Below are 14,825 nucleotides of genomic sequence, written 5' to 3' on the forward strand. Positions count from 1 at the left end.
CAACCGCAGGAACGACAATACGCAGATACAACAGAGGACGGGGTAGCCATGCTGCGGGAATTTCCGCCGCCGCCGCGTGCGGCAGCGTTCAGCGAGCTGATCAAGAAGAGGCTGGAGGAGGTACGAGGGGCGGGGGGTACCCGGGAGACCGTCACGGTCGACTGGAACGGACAGCAGACGCATGTCGATGTGATCGATCTTCCCCTGAGCGGTCTCTACCTGAATCCGGGCACTCACCGCATCAGGGCGCAGCGCACCTTCGACCCGGTGCGTGATGAGGCCCTGGAGCGGGAGCCGTTCGGTGAAGAGGGGCAGCTCTACCTGCGCGATCTGTTGATGGCTCGCCCCGACAACCCGGATCTGCGCGACCCCGACTTCGACAAACTGATGGAAGATCTGCAGAAGTTCGGGCAGAACGATCCTGGCTTGGTCACCCATCACGGCGTGCTGGTGAATGGCAATACGCGAGCTGTGGCGCTGAGGAAGCTCGGCGCACAGTCGATGCGGGTGGGTGTGTTGCCGTCATCGTTCACGCAGCCGGACATCGACGCGGTGGAGCTTGCTCTCCAGCTTCGTCTCGACCAGAAGCGCGATTACACGTACATCAACCGCCTGCTTGCTATGGAGGAGCAGGCCACTTTGGGGCGGACCCCGGAGCAGATCGCCAAGGAATTCCGGATCCGGACGTCGACCTACCACCAGGAGCGATGGATCCTCAGCACGATCAAGGAGCTGAACGGTCGTAGCCAGAGTGGTGGGGGTGTGGAGCTTCGGCTGGTCGACTGGGAGGGAGCCCAAGAACGTCTCAAGGAGCTTCAGCGGTTGTATCTGAAGCTGGAGACCTTGGACCGCGACCAGGCGGAGATCTTGAAGGAGTGGCGGCTGGCCGCGATCCTCCTGGACTTCTCGAAGACTGATGTCCGGCACATCGATGAGGAGTTTTTGAAGCAGGGGTACCTGAGCAAGGTGCTGCCTGCGGACTTGGCAGAGGGCGGAGAGGCGGCCCAGCCGAAAGCCGTGTCCATCCCAGGCCTGGGCCTGGAGGTGCCGGCGGCATCGTCGGCCGTCTCTGCGGCCCGTGCCCTGAACGACCGCATCCTCCGTGCGGCTGCCGCAGTCCGCACCACGAAGACCGAACTCTCGGATACCGAGAAGTCCAAAGCACAGGCGCTGCTTGACGTGGCGAAGACCGCGTTCGATCAGGCCATTGAATTCCATGGCCGTGACGCCCGCGTTCGGAAGCGCAAGCAGCTGGCTCCTGCTCGTCTCGCTGATGCCTCCGCCAACATCGACCAGTGCGTCACGGATCTGGTCCAGGCCCGTACGTCGAACAGTCTCGACGAAGAGGCTTTCGACGAGGCCGTGCTCAAGCTCCGGAGCAGCTTCCGGAAGCTTGCCCAGCAGGCTGGCCGCGGCATTCCGAATCCGGGTGATGGCGTGTCCTGGCTCCTCGCGGCCGCCGCTGCGGAGGGTCTCCAGTGACGGAGAGTGCGACGGAAACGTCCCTGCACCTGGGCTTCGACGCCACCCGTACACGCGTAGTGCTGAAGACCACCGATCAGTACCGCCAGGATCTGGTGCAGTTGGCCGCTCGGTTCCGTACCGGCGGCCAGCTCGGCCCGCTCTCCGCCTCGGTTGCCCTTGACGAACTCCTCGCGGATCTGGGTGTTCTCGGCAGTTGGCCGCACCACGTAGGAGTGGAGTGGGCGCCGGAGCTGCGCAGTCTCGTGGCTGGCGTCATCAACGATGCCAACACGGTCAAGGAACGACTGGCCGGCTCCGTAGCGTCATCAGAAGTCGCCTCCGTGGATGTTCCGGATCTGCTCGGCGACACATGGAAGGGCGAGCTCAACGCGTTCCAGCGCAGGGACATCGCGAAATTGCTCTCGCTGGGGCACGGGGCCAATTTCAGTGTGCCTGGGGCGGGCAAGACACGCGTCGCCCTAGCTGTCTACGCCGCGCAGAAGGCTCAGCAGAAAGTGAGCCGCCTCCTGGTTGTCTGTCCCAAATCGGCCTACGAGTCCTGGCGTTACGAGACTGCGGTCTGCTTCAACTACCCACTGCGCACCCATGTGCTCGACGGTTCTATGGACCAGTGGGCAGAGGTCCTGATCGTCAACTACGAGAGGCTGGACCGATCGCTCTCGATGCTGGCGAGCTGGATCAAGTCGGGCCCCTCAATGATCATTCTGGATGAGGCGCACAGGATGAAACTCGGTGCGCGCGGTACCTACGGTGCCGCATGTATGGCCCTTGGCCCTCTTGCGGAACGCAGGCTGATCCTCACCGGAACCCCGGCTCCGAATGGCTCCAAGGACTTGGAGAATCTCCTGGGATTCGTCTGGCCAGGCCATGGGCAGCGCACGGTAGTGCAGGCTGTGGCCGGCGGTGACCTGGCCTACGCGAGCACGGTCCTCCGGCCCCTGTTCACCAGGACGACAAAACACGAACTCGGCCTGCCGCCTATGCGACTTCGGATGCGGTACGTCGACATGCCGGACCTGCACGCCGAGATCTACCGCTCACTGGTGGGGGGGATGGGGAACGGCGCCGCTCGCGAAGACCTGAGCTCTCTTGGCAAAACGGCACTGCGCCTCCTGATGGCGGCGACGAGCCCCGCTCTCCTCCTGGAGGGAGCCAGCCGACATGAACCACTCGTGTATCAGTTGCCTCCGCTGGAGATCCCAGTGGGCACTTCGCTGTACTCGCTGATGCAGGATCTTCCTGACTACGAACTCTCCCCGAAGTACAAGGAAGCGGTTGCGATCGTCGCCAAGAACGCGGAGCAGGGGCGCAAAACCCTGGTCTGGACGACGTTCGTGCGGAGTCTGACGACGTTGGCGCAGATGCTTGAGAAGTTCGGCCCGGCTGTCGTGTACGGCGGTACACCAGACCGGGACGAGCAGTTGCGGCGCTTCCGCGAGGATCCCAGCTGCATGGTGCTGATCTCCAATCCCGCGACCCTGGGTGAGGGCATCAGCCTGCACCACGTCTGTCACGACGCCGTCTACGTGGACCGTGACTTCATGGCCGGCCGTTTCCTGCAGAGCCTCGACCGGATCCACCGCCTCGGGCTCGCCCCTGGTACTGACACACACGTCACAGTCATCGCGGCGCGTAACACCATCGACGAGGTGGTGGAGATTCGGCTGGACCAGAAGCTGGAGTTCATGGGCAAGATCCTCGATGATCCCACTGTTCAGCAGCTCGCTGACCTGCAAGAAGAACCGGCGGTAGCCGCCGGTCTCGCTCCGAGTGACATAGAGGCTCTGCTGCGTCATATGGGAGGAGCGTAGCGCTGAGTGACCAGCTCTCGGTGCTCCATCTGAACGGAAGGGGAGGGGCTCTCCCTGGATAGACAGGGAAGAGCGGGGCGGTGGGAGACTCGTGGGGTCAAGTGTCCAAGAGTCAGTGCATGATCATGATCTCTGGGACACTTGAGATCGGTTTTGAGTCACTTTCCGGAAGGAGCGCTATGCACCCCCGCGGTCGCCAGCGTCCGCAGTTCACCCAGCCGCTAACCTCGTTGGAGATCTGTGCTGGAGCAGGCGGGCAGGCCGTTGGGCTGCACAACGCCGGATTTGATCACTTGGCGCTGGTGGAGTGGGACCAGCACGCTGTACGGACACTCAGGGCGAATGTGCACGACTGGCCAGGGTGGGACAAGTCGCGCATTGACGCACTGGAACCCATGGATGTCAGGGAATTCCTTGGATCCAAAGTTCACACGAGCCTTGACCTTGAAAAAGGTGATCTTGATCTGCTGGCCGGCGGAGTTCCGTGCCCTCCCTTTTCCCTCGCGGGGAAGAGGCTAGGCAAGGACGATGAGCGCGACCTCTTTCCCGATGCGCTCAGGATCGTCAGGGCTCTGCGGCCCAAGGCTGTGATGATTGAGAACGTGCGAGGGATTTTGGAGCCCCCAGAGGTCTTCATTGACTACCGCAGAGACATCCTGAATGAGCTTGGCGAGCTTGGCTATGTGATTCCTGAAATCAGCGAAAGCTGGCCAGCTGAAAAGCAGGACAGGGAGATGCGTCAGGTTTGGCGCAGAATGGATGCGAATAGATTTGGCGTCCCTCAACTCCGTCCCCGCGCTATCCTTGTGGCGATTCGCAAGGATGTTCTGGCGTCCTCTGGAGTGGATTTCCTCTGGCCGCTTCAGCTTGAGGGGAAGCGGGCGACCGTAGTAGACGAACTGGCTGCGAGTATGGAAGCCCGTTGTCGTAAGTTCTGGAACAAGAACAAGGACGGGGAGCGTGCAAGGCCCGGCGAACGCTCCGGCAAGCATGTGTACCAAGATTGGCTGCGCAAGGCCACTGATGCCGCTGAGGCAGGCAAGGGAATTGCTCCGACCTTGGTGGGTGGGTCAAGGAAGCACGGTGGGGCCGACCTTGGTCCCACCAGGGCTAAGCGCGCCTGGGAAGCCCTAGGGGTGGATGCGATGGGTCTGGCGAATGATCCCAGTGAATGCGACCCGGAGCGTGACCTATTCCGGAAGGCCGGACCTATGCTGACCGTTGAACAGGCTGCTGTGATTCAGGGATTCCCCGAGGTTTGGAAATTCCCGGGGAAGAAGACGGCGAAGTACCGTCAGGTAGGAAACGCTTTTCCGCCTCCTGTGGCAGAGGCCGTAGGGCGGGCTATCGCGGCGGTTCTGCGTCCCGAGCAGCGCGACGAGTTGCTTCATGGATATGAAATGGACGACGGCGGTTCCGAGCTCGCTGCACCTCGGTTGGAGCAGATGTCCATCTCGTTGTCAGGTGTTTCGTGAGTCAGTTGCCCGGCGTGCAATAACAGTTGCGGTGATCGTGTTCGCGCAGGCGTCGGATGGCTCGTGTTCCCAGAATCGGAGCACAAGCCATCCGGCTTCCTTGAGTCGCTCGTCGGTGTCGCGGTCACGTGTCATATTGCGCAAAACCTTTTCGGACCAGTAGCCCGAGTTCGTTTTCGGTGGAACATAGTGCTCGGGGCATCCATGCCAGTAGCAGCCGTCTATGAAGACCGCCACCTTCACTGGGCGGAAAACCAAGTCCGCAGTACGGCGAAGGTCAGGCAGCGGACGCGCGCACACCCGGTAACGCAGCCCCTGCGCATGCACCAAGCGCCGGATCAGCTGCTCGGGTTTGGTGTCGCGATTGCGAATCGCCTGCATGTTGCGACGGCGAGCGGCGGATGAAGCCCAGGAGCCTTCTGGCGCTTCCCACTTGGGATCTTCGGACACACCACAGAGACTAGCTCCGGTGCAGTAGTTCGGGGTACTTCAGCTGGTCAGAGTCCGGATTGAGGCACGACAGGCCTCCAAGCTCCTGGAGGAGAAGGTCTAGAGGCGCCATAGGGCCACTCGCTTCTTTGGCAGTGTCGTGATTCCGCGGCCCGCCTCAAGGGCGCTTTGCGTCGCCTTCGGCGATGGCCCTGCGGGCCACCCTTGACCCGGGCCGCGGAATCACTGGGAGAGAAGCGAGCGAGCGGCCCGGGAGGGTGGGTGGCCCGGCCGAGTTCAGGTGAGGGGCGGCTGGGCTGCTGAGCGAGGTTCGGGGCACGTTCGCGGCTCGCAAGCACGCCGGGTTTGCTTAGCGGCTTGCAGGGAGTGGGTGGGGCGACCCCGACAGGTTATGGCTACGCCCCGTGGCACCCCTCATACGCCCGCCCCGAACCGCACCAGCACGAGTTCCCCCGCTGAGGGGGCCAGGAGACCGCCAGCCCTCGCGCCGCCAGCGTCGTCGCGTACTGCGGCAGCAGCGTCGTGTCGTCCGGGGACGTGCCCTCCGACGCTGCGAACGCCTCGTACGACGGGACCGTGCCCGTCACGATGCCCAGGTTCGGCGTGCCGGAGGTCGCCAGCTCCCTCAGCGAGGCCTCTATCGTCGCCAGGTGCTCCTTGTGCGAGGGGTACTCCGCGGTCAGGCCCGGGTACGCGCCCACCAGTTCCGCCAGTTCCGGGGCCGGCCAGTGCAGGACCGCCACCGGGAAGGGGCGGGACAGGGCTTCGCGGTACGCGCCCAGTTCCGCTCGTAGGCGGGAGATCTCGGCCTGGAGTTCCGCCGGGTTGTCCGAGCCCAGGGACCAGACGCGTTTCGGGTCGTGGAGTTCGTCCAGGGAGATCGAGGACGAGTGGAGGGTGTCCGCCACGGCGTCCCAGTTGTCGTGCGTCGCGCCCAGCATGCGGCGGACCCGGTGGCGGCCGAAGAGGAGGGGGCGGGTGGAGTACGGGGCTCCGCCACGTCCGTCAGGAGGAGGGTCACGGCCGCGGTGAAGGTGTCCTGGGCCGCCTCCAGCTCGTCGTGGGCCTCCAGGGCCTCGGCGACGATCACCCACGGCGCCGGGTCGCGCGGGGCGGCCGCGCGGACTCCGTCGATGATCGCGCGGGCCTCGGCCTCGTGGCCGTACTCCCAGAGGTTGGAGGCCTTGAGGGCGCGTACCAGGTGGGGGTTGTCGAGAGGGGCGGACGACGACAGCAGGCGGTCGTAGAGGGCTGTCGCGGTGGGGCGGTCGCCGGCCAGTTCCCGGTGGGCCGCGGCCTGCAGGAGCAGGTGCTCGGCGTCCTCCGGGTAGAGGTCGGCGGTCCGCTCCAGGCGTGCCGCTTCGGCGGTGTGGTCGACGTTCTCGGCAGGCGTGTCGGGGCGCATGGACGACACCGTACTGCCGATGGGGGGGCGGAGGCGAGGTGCGGGTGGCGGCAGGGGAGGGGAGGGAGGTGGGAGGGTGCCACCGCCGGGGCGCGCACGCTCCCACCTCCACCCCCGCTAGATCGTCACCCCGTCGATCTGCAGCGTCTGTACCGCGCCCGCCGCGAACGGGACCGCCACCGACTTGCCGTTCAGGAACGTGTCCGAGTACGCGCGGTAGCGGTCGGAGCCGCCCGAGGTGTGGGTGTTCCAACGGGGGACCAGGCCGCCGGAGCCGCCCGTCACCGTCGTGAAGCCCGACAGGTTGAAGGTGAAGGTCTGGGCCGAGGTCGCGGTGTTGATCGCCACGATCACCAGGCGCCGCGCCACCGCGTCGTAGGCCGCCGCCGTGTAGCTGGAGCCCGCGTCCAGGATCGTCATGCCCGGGCGGATGTGGCGGCTGAACTGGGCCATCACGTAGTACTTCGTCTCGATCGCGCCCGGCTGGAGCGTGTTCGCGTCGTACTTGATCATGCCCCAGCCCGCCGTCGGGTCCATCACCTGCCAGTAGACCCAGGCGGTGGGGTGCAGCCAGCGGAAGTCGTAACAGAGGTTGCGGGCGAGGGTCCAGCCCGAGCCGTCGCTGTCGCCCGTCTCCGAGTTCCACAGCTTCTTGCCGGACGTCGTCACCACGTCCGTGTAGAGGAGGTCCCGGCGGCCGCCCGCGCCCTGGTAGCCGTGCACGTTCACCTGGCTGACCAGGGACTTCGTGGAGGCGTTGAAGGAGCCCCACGTCGAGCGGGCCGTGTCGTAGTTCGTCTCGTCGGAGGCGGCGATACGGATGTTCGTCAGGCCCCGCTTGTCCAGCTCGCTGCGCATGTGGGGGAGCACGGCGGCCTGGACCGCCGGGTCCATGTGGCAGCCCTCCTGGGTGCCGGTCGCCGTCCACCACGTCGACGCCGGCTCGTTGAAGGGGTCGACCGTCGCGAAGTTCACGCCCCAGTTGTTCTTGGCGCGCAGGGCCGTCGCCGCCAGGTGGGAGGCGTGCTGGCGGTAGTTCCAGGACTGGAGGTTGTTGCCACCGCCGGAGGCACCCGAGGGGTTGTGGTTCAGGCACATCCACCACATCGGGGAGTTCGCGAAGAGTTCGGTGGTCGCACCACGCGCCACCGCCTTCGTCAGGGCCGCGCGCTGGTTGCCGTCCGCGTTCCAGTTCCAGGCCGAGGACGCCGGGTCCTCGTTGGTCCAGTTCTGCCAGAAGCCCTCGATCTGCTTGAAGGCGGGGATGTTCGGGGACTTGACCATGGTCGAGCCCTCCACCGTGTTCCAGCTGCACGCGCCGAGGTTGTAGCGGGCGATGTTCATGCCCAGGCCGGGCAGCGCCGTGCCGTTGTACGTCGTCGTCTTCGTGGTGAACCACAGGTCGGCGAAGTCGTCCCGGGCGCCGAACACATTGGCCCACCAGGCGAGGGATGTGCCCCAGCCCTCCCAAGTGCCGTACTTCGTGGCCGGGTTGACGGCGATCGTCGCGTCCGCGCTCGCCGTGCCCGTGCCGAGTGCGGTGCCGACGACCGCGCCGCCGGCCGCCGCCAGGAGCGCTCTGCGGCCGAAGGAGGGTGAGTTCCCCGCGGCCCTGTCGGGGGTCGGGGACTCCGCCGTCGGTCTCTGCCGGTCGTTCGTGGGGTCGGGGGATGCGGTCATGTCAGCTCCGGGGGTGCGGGTGCCGAGGAGAGGGAAGGAAAGCGGACAGGGATCCGTCGCCTTCCGGACTGCTGAGTGGGGACATCGGAAGAGTCAGGGGTGAGTGGTGAGGTTGTCGAGAGGTGTGACAGCGCTTTCTCCGATTTCTTCCAAGGGTTGTGAGAAGGGGAGATGAAAGTCCCTGGGTCGCTGTCGGGCCGGGCCCGCTCGCTCTGGGTCGCCGCGGAGTGTGCCGTCACCCTCGGGCTTGTGCTGCTTCTCTTCGTCGCCCATCAGCTGTGGTGGACCAATCGGCAGGCCCAGGAAGGGGCGGCCCGGGAGGTGGCCGCGCTGGAGCGGGCATGGGGAGAGGGCAGGGGTGGGGGTGGCGGGGAGCGTGCGGCCGGGGGCCGGTCAGGCGTACGCCGTGCTCGTGATCCCCCGGCTCCATCTGCGGGCACCCGTCGCCGAAGGGGTCGGGAAGGCGGAGGTCCTCGACAAGGGGTTCGTCGGGCACTACCCGGGGACCGCGCTGCCGGGGCGGCCCGGGAACCTCGCCCTCGCCGGGCACCGCACCACCCACGGCGAGCCCTTCCGCCACCTCGACCGGCTCGAAACCGGTGACGAGGTGCGCGTCGAGACGCGGGATGCCGTCCACACGTACGTCGTCGACAGCACCCTCCCGCAGACCGCGCCCGGCGACGGCGGGGTCCTGCGACCCGTCCCGCGCAGCGACGTGCGGCCGTCGTACGGGTATCGCGAGCCCGGCCACTACCTCACGCTCACCACCTGCACGCCCGCGTACACCTCCACGTACCGGCTCGTTGTCTGGGGGAAGCTGCGCTCCGTGCACCTCAGATGAGAGCATGTGTGCGAGAGTCGTTCGGGAGTTGTGAGAGCTGTTGGAGAGGGGGAGCCGTGATCCGTAGCTGGGCCAGTCTTCGCCCCGCCGCGATGTTGCTGCTGCTCCTCTTCGAGGTCGCCGTCCTCGACAGCGGCACGCTCTCCGCCGCCGTCGCTTTCGCCGCGACCGCCGCGGCCGGCTCCGCGTTCGCCGCCTGCGCGCTGATCACCGCGCGCTGCGCGCCCGTCGTACCCCGTACGCGCGTCCGTACGGCCATCCGGGACCGTGAACGCCGTACGGCGTTCCTGCCCCAACGCGATCCCGACGCACGCGGGCGTACGCGCCCCCGCGCGCCCGGACATGCCCTCCTGACGGCCACCGCGTAGGGCACACCGCACCCGCTCCACCCCCCTCACCTCGCCTCAGCTCCCCGCTGTCCTGGCTGAGGTCTGTGCTCCGCACGTGGGCCGTCGCGCCGAGTCCGGTCGTCCGACCACTTCTCACCGGCACGACGAGACCCCTGGAGGGCTCACACCCATGTCCGTATTCGCCGACCTTGTCGCGCACCTCGCCGATCTGCTCCAGCCGCTGTTCCACGCCTCCGCGACCGCCGTCGCGATCGTCCTGTTCACCGCGCTCGTACGACTGCTCGTGCACCCCCTGTCGCGGGCGGCGGCGCGGGGGCAGCGGGCGCGGATCGCGTTGCAGCCGCAGATCGCGGAGCTGCGGAAGAAGCACGCGAAGAATCCCGAGAAGCTGCAGAAGGCACTGCTGGAGCTGCACACGAAGGAGAAGGTGTCGCCGCTGTCCGGCTGCCTGCCGAGCCTCTGCCAGCTGCCGGCCTTCTTCCTCCTCTACCACCTGTTCTCCAACACCACGATCGGCGGCGAGGCCAACGCCCTCCTCACCCACCGGCTCTTCGCCGCCCCGCTCGGCGACCGCTGGGTCGACGCGCTCGCCCACGGCGGCGTCTTCGGGGCGCAGGGGCTCGTCTACGTCGGGCTGTTCGTGACCGTCACGGGGGTCGCGGCCTTCAACTTCCGGCGTACGAAGCGGATGGTGGCCGCCGGTACGGCCGGGGTGCCGGCCGTGTCGGACGAGCAGCTGCCCGGGATGGCGGCGAGCATGGGGGCCGTCAGCAAGTTCATGCCGTTCCTGTCCTTCTTCACGCTGGTCACCGTGGCGGTGGTGCCGCTGGCGGCCGCGTTGTACGTGGTGACCAGCACGACGTGGACGGCGGTGGAGCGGGCGGTGCTCTATCCGCTGCCGGAGGGCGAGACCGACGGGGCCGCCGGGGCCGAGGCCGGGGCCGAGGTGGCGGCCGCCAAGACGGCCAAGACTGACGGGGCCGCCAAGACGGCCAAGGTTGGGGCTGCCAAGACATCAGGGAGGCCGGGTAGGTCGGCGGCTGCTACCAAGCGGTAGCCGATTCGAGGCGCGGGGCGGGCGGTCCAGTCCGTGAACCGGGTCTTGCGGAGTGGACCATGACCTTGGACGATCGACCAGTCCTCCGATGGCCGCACCCATCGGTCGGGCGGCGGACGATCGAGGGAGTTGGCGACCATGAAGCTGCTGCGAGTCGGTACGGCGGGCGCGGAGCGGCCCGCGCTGCTCGACGCCGAGGGGGTCCTGCGGGACCTCTCGGAGGTCGTGCCGGACATCGACGGCGCGCTGCTCGCGGACGAGGCGGCGCTCGGGCGGGTCCGCGAGGCGGCCGAGAGCGGTTCGCTGCCCGTGCTGGACGCGGCGGGGCTGCGCATCGGACCGCCGGTCGCCCGGATCGGCAAGATCGTCTGCATCGGGCTGAACTACCACGACCACGCGCGCGAGACGGGGGCCGAGCCGCCCGCCGAGCCGGTGATCTTCTTCAAGGCGGCGGACACGGTCGTCGGGCCGCACGACACGGTGCTCGTGCCGCGCGGGTCGACGAAGACCGACTGGGAGGTCGAGCTCGCCGTCGTCATCGGGCGGACCGCCCGGTACGTCGAGTCGCGCGAGGCCGCGCTGGAGCATGTCGCCGGGTACGCCGTCTCGCACGACGTGTCCGAGCGGGAGTTCCAGCTGGAACGCGGCGGGACGTGGGACAAGGGCAAGAACTGCGAGACGTTCAACCCGCTGGGCCCGTGGCTGGTCACCGCCGACGAGGTGCCGGACCCGCAGAAGCTGGGACTCCGGCTGTGGGTCAACGGGGAGCTGAAGCAGGACGGCACGACCGGGGAGCAGATCTTCGCGGTGAGTGAAGTCGTCCGGTACGTCAGTCAGTTCATGACGCTGTATCCCGGGGACGTCATCAATACGGGGACGCCGGCGGGTGGCTCTGGGGAGCCCGAGCCGAAGCCGTTCCTGCGGGCCGGGGATGTCGTGGAGCTGGAGATCGACGGGCTGGGGCGGCAGCGGCAGGAGTTCGACAACGCGTAGGCGCTCCGCTTGGGGCCGGGTGCCTGGTGGGGGCTGCTGTTCGTTGGCGGCTGCGGGTACGTCGTGGCTTGTCGCGCAGTTCCCCGCGCCCCTGAGGGCGCGGGTGGACCCGGCAGTTGTCAGGTGCTCTTGAAGCGTTGCAGGGCCTCCACCACCATGGCGTGGTCGTCCAGTTGGGGGAGGCCCGAGACCGTTACCGTGCCGATCACTCCTGTTCCCTCCACCGTCAGGGGGAAGGAACCGCCGTGGGCGGCGTACTGGTCCGGGTCCAGGCGGGAGGACTCCTCGAAGGTCGTGCCCTTGGCGCGGAAGCGGGCGCCGACGAGGTAGGAGGAGCTCGCGTAGCGCTCCACGACCCGGCGTTTGCGGTCGATCCAGGCGTCGTTGTCCGCGGCCGAACCGGGCAGGGCGGCGTGGAAGAGCTGCTGGGGGCCGCGACGGATGTCGATGGCGACGGGGGCGCTCCGCTCGCGGGCCAGTTCCACCAGCAGGGAGCCCAGGGTCCAGGCGTCCTCGTGGGTGAAGCGGGGGAGAACCAACTGGCGCTCCTGCGCCTCCAGTTCCTCGATGGTCGGGGTCTCGTGGGTCGTCACAGCTTCACCGCCACGCCCTCGCTCGCGGACTTGCGGGCCGCCTCCAGTACGTCGAGCGCGGCGGCGGCCTCGTACGCCGTGACCGGGTTGTCGCCGGTGCCCTGCAGCGCGGCGGCGACGGCCGCGTAGTACGCGGGGTAGTCGCCGGGGACGGTCGGGACGGGGCGGCCGCCGTCGGTCAGCGGGGAGTCGCCGGCGCCGACGCGGCCCCAGAGGTCCTCGGGCTCCTGGCCCCAGGCGGCGCCGGGGGTGGGGCGCTCGCCCTCGCGGAGGGCCGCCTCCTGGGGGTCGAGGCCGTACTTGACGTAACCCGCCTCGGAGCCCAGCACGCGGAAGCGCGGGCCGAGTTGGGGAGTGACGGCGGAGGCGTAGAAGTGGGAGCGGACGCCGTTGGCGTGCGTCACGGCGATGAAGGTGTCGTCGTCCGTCTCGGCGCCTGGGCGGCGCAGGTCGGACTCCGCGTACACCAGGGTGGCGGGGCCGAAGAGGGTGAGGGCCTGGTCCACGACATGGCTGCCCAGGTCGTAGAGGAGACCGCCGATCTCCGCGGGGTCGCCGGACTCGCGCCAGCCGCCCTTCAGTTGGGGGCGCCAGCGTTCGAAGCGGGACTCGAAGCGGCGGATCTCGCCCAGTTCGCCGTCGGCGAGGAGGCGGCGGAGGGTCAGGAAGTCGTTGTCCCAGCGGCGGTTCTGGAAGACGGAGAGCAACAGACCGCGCGCGTCCGCGAGGGCGGCCAGCTCGCGCGCCTCGGCCGCCGTACCGGCCACCGGCTTGTCGACGACGACCGCGAGGCCCGCCTCCAGAGCGGCGGTGGCGATCGGGACGTGCGTCTTGTTGGGGGAGGCCACGACGACCAGGTCCAGCTCGTCCGCCCGGGACCAGAGCTCGTCCGCCGTGGCCGCGAACCGTACGTCCGGGAACTCGGCGCGGGCCTGCGCCCGGCGCTCCGCGTTCGACGTGACGACCGTGTCGAGGGTCAGGCCCTCCGTCGCGGCGATCAGCGGGGCGTGGAAGACGGAGCCGGCGAGGCCGTAGCCGACGAGGGCGACGCGCCGGGGCCTGTCGGTGCTGGTACCTGTCATACCGTCCACTTAAGCAACGCTGTTGCCGAAGTGCAAGCGCGAGGGACAATGGGGGTGTGGACGGCAACGGGATCGGTGACGGGTTCGGCGACAGGTTCGGCGACGGGATCGGTCGAGGGCGCCAGAACGGCAATGGCGGCGGTATCGGCGGCGGCAACGGGGGCGGTCTCGGACGGACCGGTGGTGTCGCGGGAGTGAACCTGCTCGCGTTGCGTAGTCACAACGGGGCGCTGGTGCTGGATCTGTTGCGCAGGGCGGGGGCGGCCGGGATAAGTCGGCTGGAGCTGGCGGAGCGGACCGGGCTCACTCCGCAGGCCGTCAGCAAGATCACCGCACGGTTGCGGGCGGACGGGCTGGCGACGGAGGCGGGGTACCGGGCGTCCACCGGTGGCAAGCCGCGCACCGTACTGCGGCTCGTGCCAGACGCCGGGCACGCGGTCGGCCTCCACCTCGACCGCGACGAGCTGACGGCCGTGCTCTGCGATCTGACCGGGGCGGTGGTCGCGCTGCGACAGGCGCCGCTGGATCTGGGCGCCGGGGCGGACAACGTGGTCGAGGGCGCGGCGCGTGAGGTGGAGGCGTTGCTGGCGGAGGCGAGTGAGGAGCGGGGGTGGGGGCTGGGGTTGTCGGGGCGGTGACGACGGGGGCGATGCCGACGCCGGTTCCGGTTTCGGGTTCGGTTCCGATGGCGGCGTCGACACAGACAGAGACAGAGACAGAGACAGAGACAGAGACACCGACACCGGTGCCGCGTCTGTGGCCGCCGTGGCTTCCGGCTCCGATCCTCACGGTCCCCCTCTCCTCCCCGTGCTCGGTGTCGGAGTCGCTCTGCCCGGGCCTCTCGATCATCTGCACGGTGTCTTGCACCGGGTCACCGGGTTTCCGGAGTGGGACGGGTTTCCGTTGCGGGCGGTGCTGGCGCGGCGGCTGGGGATGCCGGTGGTGGTGGACAAGGACACCAACGCGGCGGCCCTGGGGCTCGCGGCGGCCGCGGGGGCGCACGGGTCCTTCGCCTACCTCCACCTCGGTACGGGGCTGGGTGCCGGACTCGTGATCAACGGGTCCGTCCACCGGGGGGCCCGGACCCGGGCCGGGGAGTTCGGGCACCAGGTCGTTCAGCTGGACGGGCCGAGGTGCGAGTGCGGGAACCGGGGGTGCATCGAGGTGCTGTGCCTCGCGGCGATGGCGCGGGGACGTGGCGGCGGCGGCGCGGGTGCTCGGGACGGGGCCGCCAACCTCGTGGGGCTCCTCGACATCGAGGTCGTGCTGTTGGGCGGGCGTACGGTCGAGGCCCGGCCGGAGGAGTTCGTGCGGGGGTCGGGTTCGTGCTCGACGAGTGGGCTCGGTTGCAGGGGAGGATCCGGCCGTGCCGGTGCGGGTTGCCGGGGTGGGGTGTCGGCCGTTGCGGAGGGGCGGCTCAGTTGCTGCTCGCGCCGTTGTTCGGGCGGGAGGATGGGTGACGTGGGAGCCGGTGAGAGGGCCGGTGAGGGGTGACGGGGATGCGCCGGGGCGCCGTGGGGGTGCGGTTGGCGGGCGGTTGCGGGTTGTGTGGGGTTGCTCGCGCAGTTCCCCGCGCCCCTGAAAAACGACCGGGGGTGTGCGC

General features: G+C 68.3%; 11 protein-coding genes and 3 pseudogenes. 9 read left to right on the forward strand and 5 right to left on the reverse strand.

What is annotated here, in order from left to right; genetic code table 11:
- The first annotated feature begins 48 nt into the window (after window positions 1-48).
- The 3 genes from E4N62_RS00895 (at window position 49) to E4N62_RS00905 (ending at window position 4,771) form a co-directional block, all read left to right on the forward strand.
- Complete coding sequence (locus E4N62_RS00895) at window positions 49-1,482, forward strand: hypothetical protein (RefSeq protein ID WP_230211491.1); 1,434 nt, start codon at window positions 49-51, stop codon at window positions 1,480-1,482.
- The gene (locus tag E4N62_RS00900; protein ID WP_230211492.1) at window positions 1,479-3,296 is read left to right on the forward strand and encodes a DEAD/DEAH box helicase; all 1,818 of its coding nucleotides are present in this window, start codon (window positions 1,479-1,481) and stop codon (window positions 3,294-3,296) included. The genes E4N62_RS00895 and E4N62_RS00900 overlap by 4 nt, the downstream gene beginning before the upstream one ends.
- 179 nt (window positions 3,297-3,475) lie before the next feature.
- A complete protein-coding gene (locus tag E4N62_RS00905; protein WP_230212349.1) occupies window positions 3,476-4,771 on the forward strand; it encodes a DNA cytosine methyltransferase in 1,296 nt (431 codons plus the stop codon).
- On the opposite strand, the gene E4N62_RS00910 is transcribed toward E4N62_RS00905, so the two are convergent.
- The 3 genes and pseudogenes from E4N62_RS00910 to E4N62_RS00920 all read right to left on the reverse strand — a co-directional run bounded on the left by E4N62_RS00910 (window position 4,757) and on the right by E4N62_RS00920 (window position 8,306).
- The gene (locus tag E4N62_RS00910) at window positions 4,757-5,221 is read right to left on the reverse strand and encodes a very short patch repair endonuclease (RefSeq protein ID WP_308184817.1); all 465 of its coding nucleotides are present in this window, start codon (window positions 5,219-5,221) and stop codon (window positions 4,757-4,759) included. The two genes, E4N62_RS00905 and E4N62_RS00910, sit on opposite strands and share 15 nt — an antisense overlap.
- A 395-nt stretch (window positions 5,222-5,616) precedes the next feature.
- A pseudogene (locus tag E4N62_RS00915) lies at window positions 5,617-6,626 on the reverse strand (hypothetical protein).
- Between the two features lie 117 nt (window positions 6,627-6,743).
- On the reverse strand, window positions 6,744-8,306 hold the full coding sequence (locus E4N62_RS00920) for a beta-1,6-galactanase (protein ID WP_230211493.1): 1,563 nt from the start codon (window positions 8,304-8,306) through the stop codon (window positions 6,744-6,746).
- A gap of 171 nt (window positions 8,307-8,477) precedes the next feature.
- On the opposite strand from E4N62_RS00920, the pseudogene E4N62_RS00925 reads away from it, so the two are divergent.
- The 4 genes and pseudogenes from E4N62_RS00925 to E4N62_RS00940 all read left to right on the forward strand — a co-directional run bounded on the left by E4N62_RS00925 (window position 8,478) and on the right by E4N62_RS00940 (window position 11,547).
- Window positions 8,478-9,147, forward strand: a pseudogene (locus E4N62_RS00925) (class E sortase).
- A 92-nt stretch (window positions 9,148-9,239) separates the two neighbouring features.
- Window positions 9,240-9,515 carry a DUF6412 domain-containing protein gene (locus E4N62_RS00930; RefSeq protein ID WP_230212354.1) on the forward strand — a complete coding sequence of 92 codons (276 nt, stop codon included), beginning with the start codon at window positions 9,240-9,242 and terminating at the stop codon, window positions 9,513-9,515.
- A gap of 151 nt (window positions 9,516-9,666) precedes the next feature.
- Window positions 9,667-10,554, forward strand: a complete 888-nt coding sequence (locus E4N62_RS00935) for a YidC/Oxa1 family membrane protein insertase (RefSeq protein WP_230211494.1) — start codon at window positions 9,667-9,669, stop codon at window positions 10,552-10,554.
- A gap of 138 nt (window positions 10,555-10,692) precedes the next feature.
- Window positions 10,693-11,547 (forward strand): fumarylacetoacetate hydrolase family protein, encoded by an 855-nt coding sequence (locus E4N62_RS00940; RefSeq protein ID WP_230211495.1) that lies wholly within the window; start codon window positions 10,693-10,695, stop codon window positions 11,545-11,547.
- Between the two features lie 119 nt (window positions 11,548-11,666).
- Here E4N62_RS00940 and E4N62_RS00945 read toward each other — a convergent pair whose 3' ends face one another.
- Window positions 11,667-12,140 (reverse strand): heme-degrading domain-containing protein, encoded by a 474-nt coding sequence (locus E4N62_RS00945; protein WP_230211496.1) that lies wholly within the window; start codon window positions 12,138-12,140, stop codon window positions 11,667-11,669.
- Window positions 12,137-13,222 carry a Gfo/Idh/MocA family oxidoreductase gene (locus E4N62_RS00950; RefSeq protein WP_230211497.1) on the reverse strand — a complete coding sequence of 362 codons (1,086 nt, stop codon included), beginning with the start codon at window positions 13,220-13,222 and terminating at the stop codon, window positions 12,137-12,139. Before E4N62_RS00950 ends, E4N62_RS00945 begins: the two co-directional genes overlap by 4 nt.
- A 143-nt stretch (window positions 13,223-13,365) precedes the next feature.
- Between E4N62_RS00950 and E4N62_RS49200 the strand changes: the two are divergent.
- Together E4N62_RS49200 and E4N62_RS49205 are read left to right on the forward strand one after the other, a co-directional pair.
- A pseudogene (locus E4N62_RS49200) lies at window positions 13,366-13,831 on the forward strand (winged helix-turn-helix transcriptional regulator); the annotation flags it as partial.
- A 198-nt stretch (window positions 13,832-14,029) separates the two neighbouring features.
- Entirely contained in the window at window positions 14,030-14,716 is a 687-nt protein-coding gene (locus tag E4N62_RS49205) for an ROK family protein (protein ID WP_374116933.1), read from the forward strand.
- Window positions 14,717-14,825 lie beyond the last annotated feature (109 nt).

The sequence above is a fragment of the Streptomyces sp. MNU76 genome, from assembly GCF_020982545.1.
Classification (GTDB): domain Bacteria; phylum Actinomycetota; class Actinomycetes; order Streptomycetales; family Streptomycetaceae; genus Streptomyces.